Origin of the sequence: Promicromonospora sp. NPDC050249 (assembly GCF_040656015.1) — a bacterium.
Taxonomy (GTDB): domain Bacteria; phylum Actinomycetota; class Actinomycetes; order Actinomycetales; family Cellulomonadaceae; genus Promicromonospora.
In genome coordinates this window covers 1-20,101 of record NZ_JBFAKY010000056.1, presented here as the reverse complement: position 1 = coordinate 20,101, position 20,101 = coordinate 1, and the positions used below count along the sequence as shown (strand labels likewise).

Here is a 20,101-nt window from a genome sequence, read left to right as displayed (position 1 = left end):
GCCAAGACGTTCGGTGGGTACCACGTCGCCGGGTTCCTCACCGACGAGCACGGCCTGCAGCTCACCACCGCGATCAACGCGGTCCTGGGCGCACCGTCAGCGGAGGACACTCGAACGACGACCCAGCGTCGCGCGCAGGGCCTCGCGGATGTGGCCCGGGTGGTGCTGGACACCAACCAGGCTTCCCCCGGGGCCGCGATCGCACCGCACCTGAACGTGACGGTGTCCTGGAACGAGCTGGTCGCTCAGGTCACCAGGACCCGTGACGGCCTGTGCCTGTCCTGCGGGCAGACCGCACCCGGTCGCGGCAACCGCCCGGGCGCTGGTGCGAAGGCCCCAGGCACCGGCACCGGCACCGGCGCGGATGTTCGTGCAGGCGCGGTGAGCACAGGCTCAGCGGCCGGTAGCCCGACCGGTAGTTCGACCGGTAATCCGGGTGGAGGTCCGGGTGGCTGGGATACAACTGATCCGACACTGTCCACGCTGCTGTCACCTGGCGGTCCGGTGTTCACCGAGACCGGCGGCCGCGCCCCACGCACCCTGGTGCGCCGCCTGGCGTGTCACAGTGCGATCACCCGGATCGTGTTCGGACCCGACGGAGCAGTCCTCGACGTAGGACGCGCCCAACGCACCGTGTCAGGGCAGATGCGACGCGCCGTCATCGCCCGAGACCAACACTGCGTCTACCCCGGATGTGACCAACCACCCTCACGGTGCGAGGTCCACCACGCCATCACCCACTGGGCCCACGGCGGAAACACCTCCATCACCAACAGTGCGTTGCTGTGCTGGTACCACCACCAACTCGTCGACACCCGCGGCATCACCATGCACTGGACCGGGAAGGCCCCGGCCGACACCACAGCCGGTGCCCTGCTGGAGACCGGATGGGCCTTCACCGACGCCCGCGGGCACCGCATCCACCTACCCGAACCCATCGAGGCCCCACCACCAGCCGGAGCCGCCTGACCAGCCAGCCGGACCCAGCAACCTGCCGAAGCCGCCTGACCCGTCGGCTCCAGCAGGTCCAGCAGGTCCCGGTCTGCCACGCCCCACCGAGCCCACCGAGCCCACCCATCCCACCCAGCCCACCCACCCACCCCACCGAAAGCCTCTCTCCACATCGGACGGCGCCGGCTCACCACCCCCACGGCCGCCGTCGACGTCCGCCAAGGCAGCCTGACCTGCGATCAGTCGGGCCCACCCGAAGCCTTCCCGTCCTATCTCATTGCTCGGCCCACTGGTTCCGTCACGCATGCAGGGTCGGCCGGTAGACGAGCTCCTGGATGTCGCCGTCGAGCGTCTGGTGCTCGATCAGCTCGAGGTCGAAGTCGGCGGCGCCGTGGAAGATCGGGTCCAGGCCGGTCCGGCCCGTGATCACCGGGAAGAGCGTGACCCGGACCCGGTCGACCAAGCCGGCGGCCATCAGCGCCCGGTTCATCGACAGGCTCCCGTGCGAGCACAGCGGCACCTCCGACTCCTCCTTGAGCCGGGCGACGACGTCGACCGCGTCGCCGCCCACGACCCGACCGTCCGGCCAGTCGAGGGGAGCCTCCAGCGTGTTCGACACCACCGTCGTCGGCAGGTTCCGCATCCGGGTGACCCACGGGTCACGCACGTCGGAGTCCGCGGAGCTCTCGGACAGCATCTGCGCGAACGCCCGGTAGGTGTTGGCCCCGAGGACCAACCGCTGGTCCTGCGAGTAGAGGGCGAGCCGGTGCTCCAGGAGCTCCGGGCCCTGCTTGCCCCAGTAGCCTGTCCAGTCGCCGCCGGCGGCGCCGAAACCGTCGAGGCTGGAGAACACGTCGAACGTGTAGGTAGTGGTCATGATGGTCTCCTGGGAATGGTTGATCGGGTACGTCGATACAGACCGGGGGCGACGGCGGATCTCATCGCCGTCGGACGGCACGAGAGGACACAGCGTGACGAACGAGCTGACGACCGAATCAGGCGGCCTCGCCGGCCGCGGCCGGCTGCTGCGGCTGGGAGCTCCCCGCGACACGTCGGCGGTGCGGCACCTCGTGACGTTCCTCGTGGCGAGCGTCGTGACGGTGCTGGCCACGCGCGCCTACCTGGCCGCGGCGGACTACCCGCAGATCGGCGGCGGCGATCTGCACGTCGCGCACGTCCTGTGGGGCGGGCTGCTCATGGCGCTGGCGATGATGCTGCTGCTGTCCTACGTGGGCCCCGTCCCGCGGTCCCTCGGCGCAGCGCTCGGCGGCGTGGGCTTCGGGTTGTTCATCGACGAGGTCGGCAAGTTCGTGACCGCCGACAACGACTACTTCTACGCACCGACCGCAGCGATCATCTACTTCGTCACCGTGGTGCTCGTCCTCATCGTCGAAGGGCTGCACGGCCGCCGTGCCCACCACCCGGCCGAGTACCTCGCCGTGGCGGCCGACCGGCTCACCGCCGGGCTGGCCGGCGGGTTCACCCCGACGGCCCGCGCCGAGGCACGCGAGCTCGCCGCCAAGGGTGCCGGCGAGCCTGGCGCCCGCCTGGTCGCCGAGCTGGTCGACGCGGTACCCGACGACGACACCGACCTGCCCGACCCCGTCCGCGGCGGCGCCGACCGCGTCGTGCGCTGGCTGGACGCGCTCGTGGACCGGGCGTGGGCGGCGTGGCTGCTGATCTGCGTCCTGCTGCTGGTGGGTGCCGCCGAGGCGATGGTGGGGCTGAGCGTCGTACGCGGCGAGGTGCCGGGGCTGCCCCGGTGGACCGGCTTCGCGATCCTCGCCGCCGTCGGCGCGTCAGTGGTGCTGCTGCTCGTGGGCGTCGTCGTCGGCCGCAACAATCACCTGCGCGGCGCCGTCTGGATGCGCCGCGCGGTGCTCATCAGCCTGCTGTTCACCCAGCTCCTGGTGTTCCGCGCGCTGCGGTGGACGGCGGCGTTCGGGCTGGTCCTGGACGTGCTGGCCTTCATGGCGCTGGAGGTGGCGCTCCGCGAGGAGCGGATGGTCAGGGCGCGCAGGTCCTGACCACCCGGACACACCCGCCGCTCACACCCGGGAACGCGCCAGGAGCCACACGAAGTACGGCGCGCCGAGCAGCGCGACCGCCAGCCCCGCCGGGAGCTGCGCCGGTGCGATGACCGTCCGCCCGAGCGTGTCGGCCAGGCCGAGGAGCACGGCGCCGAGCAGCATCGCCACGGGCAGCACCCTGGCGTGCCTGCCGCCCACCAGGGCGCGCGCCGCGTGCGGCGCGACCAGGCCCACGAACCCGACGACGCCGACCGCCGTCACGCTCGTCGCGGCCAGCACCGCGGCCACCGCGAGCACGAGCAGCCTGCTGCGTTCCAGCCGGACGCCGACAAGACGTGGTGTGTCGTCGTCGACCGCGAGGAGGTCCAGCTCGCGCCGCACCAGCATGGCGAGCGGCACGGCGAGCGCCAGCACCACGACGACGGGCAGGATCTGCGCGAAGTCACGCCCGTAGGTCGTGCCGGACAGCCAGGTGTAGATGCGCGGCGTGTTCCAGGGGTCGGAGTTCAGCAGCAGGAACGTCGTCAGCGCCGTGGTCAGGTAGCCCAGGCCGATGCCGATGAGCACCAGGCGGTCGGCGTGCAGTCCCCCGCGCCAGGCCAGCAGGTAGACGATCCCGAAGGCCAGCAGGCCCCCGACGACGGCGGCCACCAGCATGGCGCCGTTGCTCGCCGCTATCCCGTTGCCCCAGGTGGTGCCGGCCACGGCGGTCACGACGATCACCGCGCCGAGACCGGCTCCCCCGGTGATCCCGAGGATGCCCGGCTCGGCGAGCGGGTTGCGGGCGGTCGCCTGCACCATCGTCCCGGCGAGCGCGAGCGCTGCCCCTGCGACGAGCGCCGCGAGCACGCGCGGCGCGCGCTCGTCGAGCGCGAACTGGACGACGGCGGGGCCCTGGCCCTGCAGCCAGAGCGCGATGTCGCCGGTGCGGAGCCAGGTGGACCCGGCGAGCATGCCGAGCAGCGCCACGCCCGCCGCGAGGGCGACGCACACGGTCAGCACGACGGCGAAGCGCCGGCTGCTGCGAGGTCCGGTCGCCGCGGCGGGAGGGGTGCGGGACGGTCCTGCGTCGCGCAGGCGGCGGGCCAGCAGCACCATGATCAGGGCGCCCGCGAGCGTCGTTGCGACGCCGGTGGGTACGGTGAGCGCGTCCTCGGCACCGAGCAGGGCGCGGACGACGGCGTCAGCGAGCACGACGACGAAGGCTCCGAGCAGGCCCGCCGCCGGCAGCAGCATCGCGTGCCTGTGCAGCGCCGGGACCACCCTGGCGAGCAGCCTTGCGACGACCGGCGCGGCGAGGCCGACGAACCCGATGGGCCCCGCGAGGGTCACCGCCGCGGCGGTGAGCAGGACCGCGAGGAGCACGCCGACGGCGCGGGTCGAGCGCACCGGAACGCCCAGCGCCCCGGCGGTGTCGTCGCCGAGGCCGAGCACGTCGAGCCGCCGGGAGATCAGCAGGCCGCCCGCGGTCGCCAGCACGACCACCGGCAGCGCGCGCCAGAACGCCGTCAGGTTGAGCTGGCTCAGGGAACCGCTGCCCCAGGCGAACAGCCCGGTCGTCTCGGCCTGGAACAGGATGAGCAGCGCGGAGGCCGCCGCCTGGAGGGCCAGCGCGACGGCGGACCCGGCGAGCACCAGCCGCGTGGTGGCCGATCCGGCACCCCCGGAGAGCCCGAGCACGAGCGCCGCGGCGGCGATGCCGCCGGCGAACGCGACGGCGCCAGAGGCCCACAGCGGCACGGCAAGACCGAAGGCCGCAACGACCACCACCGCGAGATAGGAGCCGGCGGTCACCGCGAGCGTGTCCGGCGAGGCCAGCGCGTTGCGGGCGATCGACTGGAAGAGCGCCCCGGCGACACCGAGGGCGAACCCGACGGCCACGCCCGCCGCGAGGCGCGGCAGGCGGGAGCCGACGAGGATGTCCCGGACCGCCCCGGCGTCGTCAGCGCTCTGCCCACCGAGCGGACCGGTGGCCAGGCGCAGCAGGTCCCCCATGCCGACGCCGGACGTACCCTGCGTCAGGTGCCAGGCACCGACGACGAGCACGGCCAGCGCGAGCGCCACCAGGGTGGCGCCGCCCGTCACCCAGACGGCGGGGCGCGACGCCGGCGCCTGGGGCGAGGTATCGGTCGCGGACGACGACTGGGTGACGGTCATCGGATCACTTCGTGAAGACGTCGACGTACGCGTCGACGACCTGCTCCGCGGAGCGCGGTCCACCGAACGTCCAGATCCCGGGCGGGAACGCGTGCGACCGGTCCTCGGTGACGGCCGGCAGGTTCGCCCAGACGTCGTTCTTGTCCAGCTCGGTGGTCCAGTCACCGTCGGGGTCGGCCGTGCCGGTGTACAGGAGGGTCGCGTCGCCGACCGCCGTCATGCCCTCGATGTCGGACTGGCCGAGACCGTAGGCGGGGTCGACCTCGCCGGTCCAGACGTTGGTCAGGCCGAGCTCCTCGCCCAGCTCGCCGATGAGGGAGCCCTGGCCGAAGGGACGCAGGGTCACGTTGCCGCCGTCGATCCAGCCGTCGAAGTACACGAAGTCGGTCTGCTCGGGCGCGGCCTCGCTGATCGCCGCCTTCGCGTCGGCCAGGTGCTGCTCGAACTCCCCGGTGACGGTCGCGGCCCGCTCGGTGCGGCCGGTGGCCTGCGCGATCAGGTCGAAGGTGTCGAGCATGTTCTTGATCGGGTCGGCCGCGTCGGCGCCCTTGGTGGCCAGCACCGGCACGTCGTAGGCCTCGAGCTTCGCGATGATCTCGTCGTCGGGCGTGTAGGCCTCGATGACGACGAGGTCCGGCTCGGTGGCGTACAGGGCGTCGAGGTTCGGCTCGCCGCGCGTGCCGACGTCGGTCACGCCCTCCGGCAGCTCCTCGGCGCTGTCCCAGGTGGTGTAGCCCTCGACGTCGGCGACTGCCACCGGGTTCACGCAGAGGCTGAGCAGGTCCTCGGTCTGCTGCCACTCGAGCACCGCCACACGCTCGGCGGGCTTGTCGAGCTCGACCGTGCGGCCGAACGAGTCGGTCAGCGAGACCGGACCGGTCTCCGTCGTGACGTCGGCGCAGTCGCCGGAGGCGGCCTCGCTCGGTGCCGGCGCCGCGGCGCCGGGGTCGGTGGTACCGCAGCCGGCCAGCGCCAGGGGCAGGACGATCAGGACGGCGCCCAGCAGGGACAGCTTGGTGCGCAAGGACATGGGTCTCCTCGGTTTCGTGAGAGTCGTTCGAAGTCGTACGGGGGCCGGCCGCGGGGCCGGCGGGGGGCTGGTGGTGCCGGTGTCAGCGCGTCCGGCCGTGGTGGCGGCCGCGCGGGTGCACGCGCACCCGTCCGGTGTCCGGGTCGGTGGTGACGTCGATCGGCAGGCCGTAGGCGAGCGACAGGTGCTCCGCCGTGAGCGCCTGAGCGGGCGGCCCGGCCGCGAGCACGCGGCCCTGGTGGAGCAGGACGACGGCGTCGGCCACCGAAGCGGCGTGGTCCAGGTCGTGCAGCACGATGCCGACGGCGGTCCCGTGCTCCTCCGCGAGGTCCCGCACGAGGTCGAGCGTCTCGACCTGGTAGCGCAGGTCGAGGTGGTTGGTGGGCTCGTCCAGCAGCACCACGCCGGTCTCCTGCGCCAGGCACGTGGCGAGCCAGACCCGCTGCACCTCGCCGCCGGAGAGCTGGTCGACGCCCCGGCGGGCCATGGTGGTGACGCCGGTGATGGCCATCGCGCGGTCGATGGCCGCGTGGTCGGCGGCGGTCAGCGGCGCGAACCGGCGACGGTGCGGGTGCCTGCCGAACGCCACGACGTCGCGCACCTCGAGCCCTGCCGGGTGCGGACGGGACTGGGCGAGCAGCGTGACGCGCAGGGCGAACTCGCGCGCGGACAGCGGAGCGGCGTCGACCGCGTCGTCGGGCGTCGCACCGAGGTTGACGGATCCCTGCTGCACCGGGTGCAGCCGGGCGAGCGAGCGGAGCACCGTGGACTTGCCGGACCCGTTCGGGCCGACGAGCGCGGTCACGACGCCGGGCGTCAGCTGGACGGCGACCCCGTGCACGACTGTGGTGCGCTGGTAGCCCAGGACGAGGTCGTCGCCACGGAGAACGGTTGGGGCGGTCACGGAGGTAAGCCTAACCTTACGGAGAGGCGACCAGGACGACCGTCCAATACCCGGTCAGCCGCCCACTTCCGCCTTCGCGGGCTCCAGCCCCAGGAGCCGCAGGCTGTTCTGCCAGAGGGCGTCAAGGTGGGCCGGGTCGTTGAACAGCTTGGCGAACAGGACGAGCCCCTCGACCTGGGCGACTATCGCCTTCGCCGCACCGTCGACGTCCTCGGCCGGACGCTGGAGCTCGCCGGACTCGACGGCCGCGGCGAGGGGCGCCCGGATCAGCTCGATCTGCTCGTCGAAGATCTCCTGCAGGCGTTCGCGCACCGGCTCGTTCTGGGAGCTGACCTCGAGCGCCAGGTTCCCGAAGAGGCAGCCGGTGACCCAGCCCGCGCCGGTCCTGGCGTCGATCTGCATCTGCGCGGTGGCGGCGAACAGCGCACGGAGCCGCTCGAGGATCGTCCCGGGCCCGTCGAGGATCTCGGCCCAGACGCCCTGCTGCCACGTCCAGTGCCGGTCGATGACGGCGAGCGCCAGGGCCTCCTTCGACGGGAAGAAGTAGTAGAAGGACCCCTTGTTCACGCCGGCGCGCGCGCAGAGCTCCGCGACGCCTATCGACCCGTAGGGGCGCTGGGAGAACAGCTCGACGCCCGCTTCGATCAGGCGCTCTCGTCCATCTGAGGTTCGCGGCATGTTGACAGTATACGACTGGTCAACTATAACTGGAACCTCCAGTAGTTGACCGACCGTCTATAAAGGGATCCGAACATCATGAGCACTCGCAAGGTAGCCATCGTCACCGGAGCGTCACAGGGCATCGGCGCAGGCCTCGTGGCCGCGTACCGGGAGCTCGGGTACGCCGTCGTGGCGAACTCGCGCACCATCGACCAGGACGAGGCCGACGACCTCGCCACCGTCGCCGGAGACATCTCCGACCCGGCGACCGCTGACCTGATCGTCAAGACCGCCGTGGAGCGTTTCGGCCGCGTCGACACGCTCGTGAACAACGCGGGCGTCTTCATCGCCAAGCCGTTCACCGAGTACACGACCGAGGACTTCAACACCATGGTCGCGATCAACGTCGGCGGCTTCTTCCACCTGACCCAGCGCGTCATCCCGCAGCTGCAGGCCGTCGGCGGCGGGCACGTCGTCAACATCACCACGACGCTGGTCGAGAGCGCGCTCTCGGTCTTCCCCTCGGCCTTGGCCTCGGTGACCAAGGGCGGTGTCGCCTCGGCGACGCGTGCCCTGGCCATCGAGTACGCGTCGCAGGGCATCCGCTTCAACGCGGTCTCCCCCGGCGTCATCAAGACCCCGATGCACCCGGAGGAGACGCACGAGGCCCTCGCCGGCCTGCACCCGCTGGGCAGCCTCGGCGAGATCGAGGACGTCGCCCGCGGCGTCATCTACCTGGAGCAGTCGCCCTTCGTGACGGGCGAGTTCCTCCACATCGACGGCGGACAGATCGCGGGGCACTGACCCGTGGCGGGGCGGCCCTGACGGGCCGCCCCGCACGCCACCCGGCCGCGGGACACACCGCACGGCCTGACCGCACGACCTCACCGCAGACCCTGACCGCACGACCTGACCGCACGACCTGACAAGGAGACAGACCATGAACCAGGAGCTCGACACCGCCGCTGTCGTCTCTGCCCTGCTCGACCGCTGGGCCGACGGGATACGACGGCGCGATCTCGACCAGATCGCCGCCCAGTTCACCGAGGACGCCCTGTTCCAGGGCTTCGACCCCGACCCGGCGTTCGGCCGGGACGCCGTCATCGCGTACTACGGCAAGCAGCCGCCCGGGCTGACCGCCGACCACACGCTGCTCCACAGCCGGACGCTCGCCCCTGGCGCCGTGCTCGGCTACGCGGCGGTCACCTTCCACCGGCCCGACGCGCCGGTGCAGGTCCATCTCACGGTCGTCGCCGTCGAGGTGGGTGACCAGTGGCTGATCAGTCACTACCACGTCTCCCGCGTGCGGTAGCGGACGACGTCAGCGGCTGCGGCGATGTCAGTGGCCACGGCTACGTTTGCGGCCATGGCTCCCCAGCGCTCGAAGAACCCGCCCCGCCCGCTCGCCCCGGGAGACGTCGTCGTCACCTGGCACGCCGACCTCGGCGAGTGGGCAGCGGCCCAGGTCACCAGCCTCGATGCCGACCAGGAGCTGGCCGACGTTCTCGACCTCGACTGGTCCGGCCCGACCCGGCCGGAGACCCTCGCGGACCTGGGCGTCCTCCGTCCGCTGGCGCAGCAGGCCGGCAGCTGGAACGGGCGGCTCAGCCACTGCCACCACCCGTGGGTGCTGCCGCGCAGCTGCACGGTGCTCGTGGACACCTTCCCGCACCTCACGGAGCTCCGGCTGCACGGCAGGCTCGGCGAGCTGACCAACGCCTCGGCTCTCAACCGGCTCACCGGGCTGCGCAAGCTCACGGTCATCGGCTACTTCGGCATGGCTGCCGCCGACCACGTCACCGTGGCGGGCGCACCGGAGCTGGAGCACGTCCATCTGCACGACGTCCCGCGCGAGTACGCCACGGCGATGCGACGCGCCTGGCGACCCGAAGCCGCCAACGGCACCTACCTGAGCGTCACGGGTGCGCGGGGACGGGGCTGGGTCGCGGAGAACAAGGACAACCCGCTGCGGGACTGAGACACGCGCGCGGGCGTCAGCAAGCGCACCTACCAGAGGTCGGTGGCGCAGATCCGGAAGACCCGTGGTCAGATCCTGGCGGCGCTCGACGGCGCCCCCGGCGACCGGGCGACGGCCCTGGAGCGCGTCGGCGCCGAGTACGGCGAAGCCTTCAACGCGATCGACGAGGCCACCCGAGCCGGCGTGATCATGACCCAGGAGCGCGAGGAGCTGTACGACGCGGTCGTCGGGATGCTCGATACCGCGGCCACGGAGCGGGGCCTCGACGTCACCACGGAACGGCAGGCGCTGATCGACGGCGTCGACGCGACGCGGGACTGGTAGCCGGGAGCAGGCGACGCGCACGCGCGAGCCCGCCCGGCGGACCGGGCGGGCTCGCGAGAGGTCACGCGGAGAGGACGCGCGCGCCCTGCTGGGCGAGGACGCTGAGCTCCGCGGCCTTGAACGCGTGCTCCTGCGTCATCGCGGTCTCGGTGCGCTCGAGGCAGTCGAGGACGAGCTGGCCGAAGTAGGGGAACCCGACCTTCCCCTCCGCCACGATGTGGTGCTCGCCCTTCCCGTCGACGAGGAACACGTGGCCGGGGCCCTGGTCCGTCGCGACGTTGGCGTACTTGCGCAGCTCGAGGTAGCCCTCGGTGCCGAGCACGAACGTGCGCCCGTCGCCCCACGTGCTCAGACCGTCCGGGGTGAACCAGTCCACGCGGACGTAGCCGCTGGCGCCGGTGTCCATGATGATGGACGCCTCACCGAAGTCGTCGAGCCCCGGGTGCTCGGGGTGGTTGTAGTTGGCGATCGCCGAGTAGCCGACCTCGGCGTCCTTGGCGCCGGCGAAGTGCAGCATCTGCTCGAAGTTGTGGCTGCCGATGTCGCACAGGATCCCGCCGTACTTCTCCTTCTCGTAGAACCAGTCCGGGCGGCCGGTGCCCAGGCGGTGCGGCCCCAGGCCCATGACCTGCAGCACCCGGCCGATGGCACCCTGGTCGATGAGCTGGCCGGCCAGGACCGCGGCCTCGACGTGGATCCGCTCCGAGTAGTAGACGGCGTACTTGCGTCCGGTCCGGGCGGTCGCCTCCCGGGCCGCCGCGAGCTGGTCGAGGGTGGTCAGCGGAGCCTTGTCCACGAAGTAGTCCTTGCCCGCCTCGATGGCCCGCAGGCCGAGCGCGCAACGTTCGGAGGTGACCGGGGCACCGGCGACGAGGCGGATCTCGTCGTCGCCGAGGACCTCGTCCTCGGCGCGCGCCACCCGCACGTCGGGGAACTTGTCGCGGAACTCCGCCACCTTCGCCGGGTCCGGGTCGTACACCCACTTGAGCGTCGCGCCGGCGCCCATCAGGCCCTCGCACATGCCGTAGATGTGCCCGTGGTCCAGGCCCACCGCGGCGAAGGAGAAGTCTCCGGCACCCACTACGGGTGCGGGGATCGGTTCCGGCGCATAGGCCGCGCCGCTGGTCGTCGTCATGAGATCTCTGGTCCTGTTCGTCTCGGGCTATGTCTGTGAAGCAGGTCAGCCGTCGCTGGCCGAGCTGCCGACCGTGATGTCACCGGGCAGGTCGGCCACCGTCGTCGTCTTCTCGAAGAAGTGCGGCGCGCGCTCGACGAGCGTGCCCGCGCGGTAGTACGGGTCGTCCGGCGGGAGCGGCAGGTCGACCGTCCGCCGCTCGATCCCCGCCTGGTAGATCGCGGTCACGAGCTCGATCGCGCGGCGTCCGTCCGCGCCGTCCACCAGGGGACGACGGCGGTCGCGCACCGCACCGAGCACGTCGCCGATCTGCCCGGGGTGGCCCTCGTGCTCCAGGGGCCGGTGCGCCGCGGCGAGCGCCTCGATCTCTGCGACCAGGGCGGGGTCGCCGCCGGGGGCGGGGAACCCGTTGGGCTCGGCGACGTCGGCGACCACCTTCCACGGCTGGGACACCCGCGCGTGCCGGCCCTGGACGACTATCGCCTGCTCCTCGCCGTGGTGCACCACCGAGCTGGTCACCTCGGCGAGTGCCCGGTCGTACTGCAGCACGGCCACGGAGAGGTCCTCGACCTCCGAGTTCTCGTGCTGGGCGTTGGTCAGCACCGCGGTGACGGCGCTGGGCGCGCCGAGCATCCAGGAGGTGAGGTCCAGGTGGTGGATCGCGTGGTTGAGGGTGCACCCGCCGCCCTCGCGCTCCCACGTGCCCCGCCACCAGAGGTCGTAGTAGGCGGTGCCGCGCCACCAGGACGAGGAGACCTGGGCGTGGGAGACGGGGCCGATGAGGCCCGAGTCCAGCACCTCCTTCAGGGTGGCCATGTCGTCGCGGAAGCGGTTCTGCGCCACGACGGACAGGATCCGGTCGTTCTCGGCGGCGGCCGCGATCATCGCGTCGCACTCCTCGAGCGACGGCGCCATCGGCTTCTCGACGAGCACGTCGACGCCGGCGCGCAGGGCGGCGATCGTCAGCTCCGCGTGCGTGGACGGCGGCGTCGCGATGCTGACCAGGTCCAGCTCCTCGGCCGCGAGCAGGTCCTCGACCCGCTCGTACGCTCGCGCGGAGGTGAGGCCGAGCTCCGCGCCCAGGGCGGCGGCCTTGCCCGGCGCGATGTCGCACAGGGCGACGATCTCGCACTCGGCGCCGAACCGCTGGTAGCCGTCGATGTGGGTGCGGGAGATCCCGCCGGTCCCGATGATCCCGATCTTGAGCACTGTTCCCCCGGATGCGACTTATACGTGTCACTGGTGATACGTGTCACTATGGTTGTGGCCGAGTAGGTCGCTGTCAAGAGAGCTGTCCAGAGAGTGGAGCGTCGTGAGCACTGCAGTCCCCCCGACGAGCCGCGACGTCGCGCGCCTCGCGGGCGTCTCCCAGGCCACGGTGTCCTACGTGCTGACCGGGAAGGGCTCGATCTCCCCGGCCACCCGGGAGCGCGTCCTGCGGGCGGCCGAGTCGATCGGCTACCGCCCCAACCTCGCCGCCCGGTCGATGCGCACCCGGCGCTCCGGACGGCTCGCCGTGATCACCGGCGTCGTCGCCGTCGGGAACCAGATGCGCATGCTGGCCGGCGCGAGCCGTGCGGCAGCCGAGGCTGGCTACGCCATCGAGACCAGCAGCGTCGACGGCAGCGTCGCGGACCGGACCGAGCGTGTGCTCGAGCTGGCGGCCGGCGGCCAGTACGAGGGCATCCTGACCTTCGTCCCGGTGCTCCCCGACGCGCTCTCGGACGGCGGGGACTCCCCTCCGGTCCTGGCCGCGACGGCGTTCGACGAGCAGATGCGCAGCTCGGGCGAGCTCGCGGAGGCCGACCTCATGGAGGTCCTCGTCCATGCGCTCGTCGTGGCCGGGCACCGCAGGTTCCTGCACGTCGCCGGTTCCCAGGAGTTCGCCTCCGCGCGGGCGCGCCGCGACACCTACGTCGCCTGCCTGGAGCGTCTCGGCGCCGAGTCGCACGAGCCGCTCCAGTCGCTGGGCGTGGTCGGCAACGAGTGGTCCGCGGAGTCCGCACGGCAGGCGATGCTCGAGCTGCCCGACGACGCGCCCCCCGTCGCCGTGCTCGCCGCCAACGACATGCTGGCGATCGGTGTCCTGCGCGCCGCCGCCGAGCGCGGCTGGACGGTACCCGGCGACGTGGTGGTGACCGGGTGGGACAACGCGGCGTTCGGCGCCTACACGATGCCGTCGCTCACCACCGTCGACGTCGACTTCCAGGCGGCCGGGCACCATGCCATGCGGCTGCTGGTCGCGGCGCTGCGGGGCGAGGAGCCGCCGGCCCGCGGTTCCGCCCTCCAGCGCATCGTCTGGCGGGAGTCGACCGGCGCCGCGAGGCCGCCGGACTGACGGGAGCTGTCAGGAGCTGTCGGACCGAACTCGACGGACTCCCCTCTTGACCGGGCGCGCCGGTCGGCGCAACGTGAGAAGGGACGGCAGCGCCGTCCGGACGCTGCTGACGAGCACAGGGAGTCCGCCATGTACATCCGCAGTACCGAGATCCAGGGTGAGCCCGCCGACATCGACTCCGGGCTGAGCCTCGTTCGTGAGGAGATCTTCCCGACGGTCTCCGCGATGGACGGCTGTGTCGGGATGTCGATGCTGGTCGACCGGCAGAGCGGCCGGTGCATCACCACGACGGCGTGGTCGTCCGAGGAGGCGATGCAGGAGAGCGCCGCGGCCGTGCGCCCGCTGCGCGACCGCGCCGAGCGGGCGCTGGGCAGCACCTCCGGCCGGTACGTCCACGAGTGGGAGGTCGCCGTCGTCCACCGCGACCACGCCACACCCGAAGGCGCCTGCGCCCGCCTCACCTGGCTGAGCGGCGGCGACCTGCACATGGTCGACAACGCCATCGACATGTTCCGGATGGTCGTCGTGCCGCAGATCCAGGAGCTCGACGGATTCTGCAGCGCCAGCCTGATGGTCGACCGGGAGACCGGCCGGGTCGTCGGCACCGCGGCCTTCGACAGCCGCGAGGCGCTGGAGGCCAGCCGCGAGGCCGCGACCGGCATCCGCGAACGAGTCATCGCGGAGCTGGGTGCCACCGTCGACAACGTCGAGGAGATGGAGATCGCGTTCGCACACCTCCACGTACCCGAGATGGCCTGACGGCGTCGGACGGCGACGTCGGACAGCGACAGCAGCCAGCGACACAGCCGGGCAGCCGTTCACCGGACGGCAACCCGGCGCCGTTAGCGTGCCCCCGTGCCGAAACCTGCCGCAGGACCCGCACCAGAGCTCGCCGCGCTGCTCGCGATGGATCGTGCGGAGCTCGCCGCCGAAGTCTTCGTCCGGGCGTACACGCCGGTCCTCGATGCCACCTACCCCCTGACCGCCGGGCTCGCGTGGACGATCGCCGAGGTGGCGGGCGTACCGCTCGGAAAATGGACCTTCGACACGAACCGGCCGACCGACGGGGCCATCGCCCGGCTCGGTGCCGAGCTGGCGCTCCTGTGGGAACGAGCCGGCCTTGCCGCGCGAGGCGTCTTCAACGAGGGCCAAGGGGTGGTGCTGCTCTTCCGTGGCGAGGAGCTGCTGCGGCACGACGACGCCCGCAGCGTGCTCGCCGACGCGATCCGCGCGGCCAACCCGCAGCTCGGCGGCTGACGACGCTCGTCCTGACCATCCTGCGGACCAGGTCGTTGCCGCGGCTAACTATCTGACAGGATGCCCGTGTGACGAGCACGGGCGACCCAGGAGACGATCCGGACTTCCGGTTCCGCGACATCGCCGTCGTGGCGTACCTGCCGTCGGTGGTCAGCTCGGTCGGTCACGGCGCCGTCATGCCGGTGCTCGTGATCCACGCGGGCAACCTCGGCGCGACCACCGCGGTGGCCGCGTTCGTGGTCGCCCTCCTGGGGATCGGGCAGCTCGCCAACTCCCTCCCCTCGGGCGCGCTGGTGGCCCGCCTCGGCGAGCGCCGCACCCTCGTGATCGCGGGGCTCGTGGACGCGGCGGCGATGCTTGCCGCCTTCCTCGTGCCCTCCGTCTGGCTGCTGTGCCTGTGCGTCTTCGTCAGCGGCATGAGCTGGACGACCTTCCTGCAGGCCCGGCAGGGATTCCTGATCGACGCCGTACCGGTCAGCCACCGGGCGCGCGCGATGGCGCTGCTGGGCGGGTCGATGCGCCTCGGTGCCCTGATCGGGCCGCTGCTGGGGGCTCTGCTGATCCACCTGTTCGGGGTGCGCTCGGTGTTCGTGCTCGCGGTGGGAGCATCCCTCGCCTCGGCGCTGATCGTCACCCGCATGCCGGACTTCGGCCGCGTGACGCGCGGCGTCGCCCCGCTGTCGGTGCGCTCCGTGCTGTGGGGGCACCGTCGCACGCTGCTGACCCTCGGCGTGGCGGTCATCATCATCGGTGCCTCGCGTTCGGTGCGCACCGGCCTGCTACCCCTGTGGGCCGACCACATCCACATCTCGGCGTCGGTGGTCTCCCTGCTCTTCGCGGTGGCGGCGACCATCGACATCGCGCTGACCCTGCCGGGCGGCTGGCTGCTCGACAAGCGCGGCCGGCAGGTCGTCGCGATACCGGTGGTCCTCGCCGTCGGTGTCGGCTGCCTGCTGCTGCCGCTCACCGACTCCGCGCTCGGCGTCGGCCTGGTGATGGCGATCATCGCGGCCGGCAACGGGCTCGGCTCGGGGATCGTGATGACCCTCGGCGCCGACGCCGCGCCACAGGAGGGCCGCGCGCAGTTCCTCGGCGGCTGGCGGCTGTGTGGGGACATCGGCAACACCGGCGGGCCGCTGCTCGTGTCCGCGGTGGCCGCGATCGCACCCCTGGCCGCCGCGCCGGTGGTCATCGGCACGCTGGCGCTGCTGGGCGCGATCTGGGTGGGCCACTGGACGGGCAAGGCCGACCGCAAGCGCCGCGGGTAGCGTTCACTCCTGGTCTATTGCAACGCGCTGACAGCTGCGCATTGCGTTATCTTCTGGACTGTTGCAACATTTTATAGCCTCTGACCTGGTCGGATGCTTCTTTAGTGCAACGACGTCGTTGCCTGATTCTGGAAAGCAACGTAGCGTTTGCGATATCAGAAACATCGCGAACCACCGAGCACAGGAGCAGGACATCATGCAGAACTTCGACACCCCCGCCGCGATCTCCGTCGTCCTGGACCTTCCCGCCGGACGCGTCCAGCTCATCGCCGCCGACCGCGCGGACACCACCGTCGAGGTGCTGCCCGCCGACTCCGGCAAGAGCCGCGACGTCAAGCTCGCCGAGCAGATCGCCGTCGCCTACTCCGACGGTGTCCTGCGGATCACCGCCCCCGAGCCCAAGAACTCGCTGATCGGCCACTCCGGAGCCGTCGAGGTGACGGTCCAGCTGCCCGCAGGCTCCCGGGTCGAGGCACGGTCGGCCGGCGCGGAGCTGCGCGTCGTCGGCACTCTCGGCGACGTCGTCTTCGAGGGTGCGTACCGCCAGATCAAGATCGACGAGGCCGACAGCGTCCGCCTCAGCGCCGTGGACGGCGACGTGGTGGTCGGCCGGCTCAACGGGCCCGCCGAGATCAGCACGATGCGGGGCGACCTCCGGATCGGCGAGGCGGTGCGCGGCACGGTCGCGCTGAGCACCCAGTCCGGCAGCATCTCGGTCGCGGCCGCCGCCGGGGTCTCCGCCACGCTCGACGCGGGCACCAGCCTGGGCCGCGTCAGCAACTCCCTCAAGAACGACGGCACCCCGGAGCTCGAGATCCGGGCCACGACCATGCACGGCGACATCGCCGCCCACAGCCTCTGATCCAGAGGCTCACGACCTTCCGCACGACAAGACGCTCCACACGACGTTCCACACGATCAGGAGAAGAAGATGAACAACAGCAGCAGCACCTCCTCCGCCGACGCGAGCGCCTCCGAGGCGAGCTGGACCGGCGAGTGGACCGGCAAGTGGACCGGCATGGTGCCGGTCGACGACACGGCCCTTGCCGTCACGGACACCGGCGGCCCCGGCATCCCGGTGGTCTACCTCAACGGCCAGTTCGCCACCCAGGGGTACTGGCGCCGGACCATCGCGGAGCTCGGCACGAGCTTCCGGCACATCACCTACGACGAACGCGCCCGTGGCAAGAAGTCGCTGCGCTCGGCGGACTACTCGTTCGAGGCCGCCGTGCGGGACGTCGACGCGATCCTCGCGGCCCGCGGGGTCGAGCGTGCGGTGGTGGTGGGCTGGTCCTACGGGGCGGTCGTCGCCGCCCACTGGGCCGACCGCAACCCGGGCCGCACCCGCGGCCTGGTGCTCGTCGACGGCGCCTTCCCGTACGACTGGATCGACGACGCGATGAAGCAGCGGATCCGCAAGATGTTCAAGCAGATGCAGTGGTTCATGGTCCCGATGCGCGTCACGGGCATCACCCCGCGGATGAATGCAGCACAGCAGGCCGAGAGCAACATCGAGCTCGGCGAGCTGTCCCGCACGAGCGAGCTCGGCCCCGTGCTGGACCGCCTGGCCGTCCAGACCCGGTACGTCGTCGCCTCTGGCACGTCGCTGGGCAGCAAGGGCGACGAGCAGGAAGTCATCCGCACCAGCCTGGACGGCGTGACCGCCCGCAACCCGCACATCAAGGTGAGCGCGAAGGTCGCCAGCAACCACGGCGCACTGCTGAAGAAGGACGCGCCGGCCATCGCCGAGGCCGTGCGTGACGTCGCGGGACCCTCGGCCGTCTGACAGTCTCGGAGGAGGTAGTTCAAGCAGCATCGGAAGTGGCTGCTCAGCGAGCTGTGGCGCCGGGGTGGACCCGGCTGGGGAAGAGGAGGCTGCCGTGATCGAGCGAAGGACCGGCACTGTGCGGGGCATCAGGTGGTCGAGGACCGTGTGGGGCGCCGCGGGGGTCGCGGCGCTCCTCGCGACGGCGGGATGTTCGGCCGCCGCGAGCGACGGCGCGGACGGCTCGGGTTCGCCGTCAGCAACCACGTCATCCGGCCCGACGGCGACCGGGTCGCCCTCCCCCGCCGGCGCGTCGTCGGACCCGGGTACGACGCCGGACACCAGCACACCGGACGCAAGCACGCCGGACCCGGCCGACGGGGCGGCGGCGTCCCCGCGGTGCCTGACCCCGGACCTCGCGGGAAGCCTGGAGGCGGTGGAGGGCGGCGCGTCCGCCGGCCACTACGAGCTGGCAATCGTGCTGGAGAACGAGGCGTCCGAGCCGTGCGTCCTGCAGGGCTGGCCGGGCGTCTCGTTCGTCGGTGACGGGGACGGCACCCAGGTCGGCGCGGCGGCCACGCTCGACCGGTCGAGCCCGCACGGCTCGGTGACGCTCGCTCCCGGAGCCTCAGCACACGCGAACCTCTCCGTGGCGAACGCCCAGAACTTCGACGAGGACTGCGAGCAGACGACCGCCGACGGGCTCCGCGTCTACCCGCCCGGCGAGAAGCGGTCGCTGTTCGTGCGGAACGACGAGCTCACGCTCCTGGCGTGCGCGAACCCGGACGACGAGCTGCTCGACGTCCAGGCCTTCCAGCCGGAGAGCTGACCGGTCCCGGTTACCGTCGTTCACATGCACTCTCCTGCTCTGCATCCTCCCGCCGACAGCACCACCAGCGTCACCGTCCTGCGCGACGTTCGCCCCTGGGGCGGCGCCCGCAGCGACCTGCACGTCGCCGACGGGGTGATCACCGCCGTCGTGCCGCACGACCCGACCGCACTCATGGGCGGGACCGCGTACGGAACTGAGCACGGGACCGGGCCCGCGGGCACGGCCGGCGGCGTCCCCGACGGCGGCGTCCCCGACGGCGGTGTCATCGACGGCGGCGGCCTGCTCGCGCTGCCCGGGCTCGTCAACGCGCACGCGCACGTCGACAAGTCGTGGTGGGGCAAGCCGTGGGTGAGCTACGGCGGCGAGGGCGGCGTGCAGGGCCGCATCGCGCACGAGCGGGCCCACCGCGACGAGCTCGGCATCCCCGGCGTCGACGTGACGCTCGCCGTGCTGCGCGAGTCGATCCGCACCGGCACCACCGCCGTCCGCACGCACGTCGACGTCGACCTGGGCGTCGGCCTCCGCGGCATCGAGGTGGTGCGCGAGGTGGTGGCAGCACTGGGCGGTGCCGTGACGGCGCAGGTCGTGGCGTTCCCGCAGGACGGCGTCCTGCGCCGCCCGGGCGTCCTGGACCTGCTCGACGCCGCGGCGGCCGCCGGGGCCGAGCATGTCGGCGGCCTCGACCCCGCGACGATCGACCGGGACCCGGTCGGCCAGCTCGACGGCCTGTTCGCGATCGCGGAGCGGCACGGTGTCGGGATCGACGTCCACCTGCACGACGGCGGCGACCTCGGAGCCTTCCAGATCGAGCTGATCATCGACCGGACGCTGCGCGCCGGCCTCCAGGGCAGGGTCAACGTGGCGCACGGCTTCGCCGTCGGGCAGCTGGCTGCCGCGCGCCAGGCCGAGCTGGTCGCCGCGATGGGCGAGGCCGGGATCACGATGACGACGGTCGCACCGATCGGCACCGCTCCCCTGCCGCTGCATGCGCTGCGCGACGCCGGGGTCGCGGTCGGCCTCGGCACGGACGGCATCCGCGACCTGTGGTCCCCCTACGGCACGGGCGACCTGCTGGCGCTGACCACACAGCTCGCCCGACTGTCGGGCTTCCGCTACGACGAGGACCTGGTCACCGCTGCGCGGATCGCGTCGGCGGACGCCGGGCGTTTCGTAGGGCGAGCCGTGCACGACCTGGTCGTGGGTGCGCCGGCCGACGTCGTGCTCGTCGACGCAGAGAACGTGCCCGACGCCGTCGTCCGCGCGCCGCGCCGGGCGCTGGTGGTCGCGGGGGGCCGGGTCGTCGCGCGCGACGGCGAGGTGCTGGTCTGACTTCGGTCGGTTGCTCAGGCGCTGGAACGACTTCGGTCGGTTGCCCTGAGATCGGTCCCGGCCGTCCCGGACGCCCTAGGCTTGCTGCGTGACCAGCGAGGAGCGCCGTCTGCGGTTCTCGATCTGGTCGTCGATCGACAGCC

The 20,101-nt window shown here is 72.1% G+C and carries 21 protein-coding genes; 14 read left to right on the top strand and 7 right to left on the bottom strand.

The window, feature by feature from the left end; all coding sequences use genetic code 11:
* Positions 1 to 969 (top strand): DUF222 domain-containing protein (locus AB0I32_RS26095; RefSeq protein WP_357511433.1); only part of this gene is annotated, 969 nt, incomplete at its 5' end.
* 280 nt (positions 970 to 1,249) lie between these two features.
* Here AB0I32_RS26095 and AB0I32_RS26090 read toward each other — a convergent pair.
* Complete coding sequence (locus AB0I32_RS26090) at positions 1,250 to 1,828, bottom strand: dihydrofolate reductase family protein (protein ID WP_357511431.1); 579 nt, start codon at positions 1,826 to 1,828, stop codon at positions 1,250 to 1,252.
* A gap of 94 nt (positions 1,829 to 1,922) precedes the next feature.
* Here AB0I32_RS26090 and AB0I32_RS26085 point away from each other — a divergent pair, with 94 nt between their 5' ends.
* On the top strand, positions 1,923 to 2,978 hold the full coding sequence (locus AB0I32_RS26085; RefSeq protein WP_357511429.1) for a hypothetical protein: 1,056 nt from the start codon (positions 1,923 to 1,925) through the stop codon (positions 2,976 to 2,978).
* Positions 2,979 to 2,999: 21 nt separating this feature from the next.
* Here AB0I32_RS26085 and AB0I32_RS26080 read toward each other — a convergent pair whose 3' ends face one another.
* The 4 genes from AB0I32_RS26080 to AB0I32_RS26065 all read right to left on the bottom strand — a co-directional run bounded on the left by AB0I32_RS26080 (position 3,000) and on the right by AB0I32_RS26065 (position 7,750).
* A complete protein-coding gene (locus AB0I32_RS26080; protein WP_357511427.1) occupies positions 3,000 to 5,138 on the bottom strand; it encodes an iron ABC transporter permease in 2,139 nt (712 codons plus the stop codon).
* A gap of 4 nt (positions 5,139 to 5,142) precedes the next feature.
* On the bottom strand, positions 5,143 to 6,168 hold the full coding sequence (locus AB0I32_RS26075; RefSeq protein WP_357511425.1) for an iron-siderophore ABC transporter substrate-binding protein: 1,026 nt from the start codon (positions 6,166 to 6,168) through the stop codon (positions 5,143 to 5,145).
* An 82-nt stretch (positions 6,169 to 6,250) separates the two neighbouring features.
* Positions 6,251 to 7,072, bottom strand: a complete 822-nt coding sequence (locus AB0I32_RS26070) for an ABC transporter ATP-binding protein (protein ID WP_357511423.1) — start codon at positions 7,070 to 7,072, stop codon at positions 6,251 to 6,253.
* A 54-nt stretch (positions 7,073 to 7,126) separates the two neighbouring features.
* Positions 7,127 to 7,750: a TetR/AcrR family transcriptional regulator gene (locus AB0I32_RS26065; protein ID WP_357511421.1), complete on the bottom strand. Its 624-nt coding sequence runs from the start codon at positions 7,748 to 7,750 to the stop codon at positions 7,127 to 7,129.
* A 78-nt stretch (positions 7,751 to 7,828) separates the two neighbouring features.
* Between AB0I32_RS26065 and AB0I32_RS26060 the strand changes: the two genes are divergently transcribed.
* From AB0I32_RS26060 to AB0I32_RS26045, 4 genes are all read left to right on the top strand, one after another.
* A complete protein-coding gene (locus AB0I32_RS26060) occupies positions 7,829 to 8,536 on the top strand; it encodes an SDR family oxidoreductase (RefSeq protein ID WP_357511419.1) in 708 nt (235 codons plus the stop codon).
* A 136-nt stretch (positions 8,537 to 8,672) separates the two neighbouring features.
* A complete protein-coding gene (locus tag AB0I32_RS26055; RefSeq protein WP_357511417.1) occupies positions 8,673 to 9,044 on the top strand; it encodes an SgcJ/EcaC family oxidoreductase in 372 nt (123 codons plus the stop codon).
* A gap of 54 nt (positions 9,045 to 9,098) precedes the next feature.
* Entirely contained in the window at positions 9,099 to 9,710 is a 612-nt protein-coding gene (locus AB0I32_RS26050; protein ID WP_357511415.1) for a hypothetical protein, read from the top strand.
* Between the two features lie 42 nt (positions 9,711 to 9,752).
* Positions 9,753 to 10,034: a hypothetical protein gene (locus AB0I32_RS26045; protein WP_357511413.1), complete on the top strand. Its 282-nt coding sequence runs from the start codon at positions 9,753 to 9,755 to the stop codon at positions 10,032 to 10,034.
* A gap of 61 nt (positions 10,035 to 10,095) precedes the next feature.
* Here the strand turns inward: AB0I32_RS26045 and AB0I32_RS26040 are convergent, their stop codons facing one another.
* Positions 10,096 to 11,169: a Gfo/Idh/MocA family oxidoreductase gene (locus AB0I32_RS26040; protein WP_357511411.1), complete on the bottom strand. Its 1,074-nt coding sequence runs from the start codon at positions 11,167 to 11,169 to the stop codon at positions 10,096 to 10,098.
* 45 nt (positions 11,170 to 11,214) lie between these two features.
* Entirely contained in the window at positions 11,215 to 12,378 is a 1,164-nt protein-coding gene (locus AB0I32_RS26035) for a Gfo/Idh/MocA family oxidoreductase (protein WP_357511409.1), read from the bottom strand.
* Between the two features lie 103 nt (positions 12,379 to 12,481).
* Here AB0I32_RS26035 and AB0I32_RS26030 point away from each other — a divergent pair, with 103 nt between their 5' ends.
* From AB0I32_RS26030 to AB0I32_RS25995, 8 genes are all read left to right on the top strand, one after another.
* The gene (locus tag AB0I32_RS26030) at positions 12,482 to 13,507 is read left to right on the top strand and encodes a LacI family DNA-binding transcriptional regulator (RefSeq protein WP_357511407.1); all 1,026 of its coding nucleotides are present in this window, start codon (positions 12,482 to 12,484) and stop codon (positions 13,505 to 13,507) included.
* 129 nt (positions 13,508 to 13,636) lie between these two features.
* Complete coding sequence (locus AB0I32_RS26025) at positions 13,637 to 14,266, top strand: hypothetical protein (protein WP_357511405.1); 630 nt, start codon at positions 13,637 to 13,639, stop codon at positions 14,264 to 14,266.
* A gap of 96 nt (positions 14,267 to 14,362) precedes the next feature.
* A complete protein-coding gene (locus AB0I32_RS26020; protein ID WP_357511403.1) occupies positions 14,363 to 14,764 on the top strand; it encodes a hypothetical protein in 402 nt (133 codons plus the stop codon).
* Between the two features lie 68 nt (positions 14,765 to 14,832).
* Complete coding sequence (locus AB0I32_RS26015) at positions 14,833 to 16,032, top strand: MFS transporter (RefSeq protein ID WP_357511401.1); 1,200 nt, start codon at positions 14,833 to 14,835, stop codon at positions 16,030 to 16,032.
* Positions 16,033 to 16,228: 196 nt separating this feature from the next.
* Complete coding sequence (locus AB0I32_RS26010) at positions 16,229 to 16,894, top strand: DUF4097 family beta strand repeat-containing protein (RefSeq protein WP_357511399.1); 666 nt, start codon at positions 16,229 to 16,231, stop codon at positions 16,892 to 16,894.
* A gap of 69 nt (positions 16,895 to 16,963) precedes the next feature.
* Positions 16,964 to 17,818, top strand: a complete 855-nt coding sequence (locus tag AB0I32_RS26005; protein ID WP_357511397.1) for an alpha/beta hydrolase — start codon at positions 16,964 to 16,966, stop codon at positions 17,816 to 17,818.
* A 94-nt stretch (positions 17,819 to 17,912) separates the two neighbouring features.
* On the top strand, positions 17,913 to 18,626 hold the full coding sequence (locus tag AB0I32_RS26000) for a DUF4232 domain-containing protein (protein ID WP_357511395.1): 714 nt from the start codon (positions 17,913 to 17,915) through the stop codon (positions 18,624 to 18,626).
* A gap of 24 nt (positions 18,627 to 18,650) precedes the next feature.
* Positions 18,651 to 19,958, top strand: coding sequence for an amidohydrolase family protein (locus tag AB0I32_RS25995; RefSeq protein ID WP_357511393.1), 1,308 nt, complete (start codon positions 18,651 to 18,653; stop codon positions 19,956 to 19,958).
* The last annotated feature ends 143 nt before the right edge of the window (positions 19,959 to 20,101 follow it).

Coding starts and splice junctions, on each gene's coding strand:
- AB0I32_RS26090 (WP_357511431.1), bottom strand. CDS start 1,828: ATGACCACTACCTACACGTTCGACGTGTTCTCCAGCCTCGACGGTTTC.
- AB0I32_RS26080 (WP_357511427.1), bottom strand. CDS start 5,138: ATGACCGTCACCCAGTCGTCGTCCGCGACCGATACCTCGCCCCAGGCG.
- AB0I32_RS26075 (WP_357511425.1), bottom strand. CDS start 6,168: ATGTCCTTGCGCACCAAGCTGTCCCTGCTGGGCGCCGTCCTGATCGTC.
- AB0I32_RS26065 (WP_357511421.1), bottom strand. CDS start 7,750: ATGCCGCGAACCTCAGATGGACGAGAGCGCCTGATCGAAGCGGGCGTC.
- AB0I32_RS26060 (WP_357511419.1), top strand. CDS start 7,829: ATGAGCACTCGCAAGGTAGCCATCGTCACCGGAGCGTCACAGGGCATC.
- AB0I32_RS26055 (WP_357511417.1), top strand. CDS start 8,673: ATGAACCAGGAGCTCGACACCGCCGCTGTCGTCTCTGCCCTGCTCGAC.
- AB0I32_RS26050 (WP_357511415.1), top strand. CDS start 9,099: ATGGCTCCCCAGCGCTCGAAGAACCCGCCCCGCCCGCTCGCCCCGGGA.
- AB0I32_RS26040 (WP_357511411.1), bottom strand. CDS start 11,169: ATGACGACGACCAGCGGCGCGGCCTATGCGCCGGAACCGATCCCCGCA.
- AB0I32_RS26025 (WP_357511405.1), top strand. CDS start 13,637: ATGTACATCCGCAGTACCGAGATCCAGGGTGAGCCCGCCGACATCGAC.
- AB0I32_RS26010 (WP_357511399.1), top strand. CDS start 16,229: ATGCAGAACTTCGACACCCCCGCCGCGATCTCCGTCGTCCTGGACCTT.
- AB0I32_RS26005 (WP_357511397.1), top strand. CDS start 16,964: ATGAACAACAGCAGCAGCACCTCCTCCGCCGACGCGAGCGCCTCCGAG.
- AB0I32_RS25995 (WP_357511393.1), top strand. CDS start 18,651: ATGCACTCTCCTGCTCTGCATCCTCCCGCCGACAGCACCACCAGCGTC.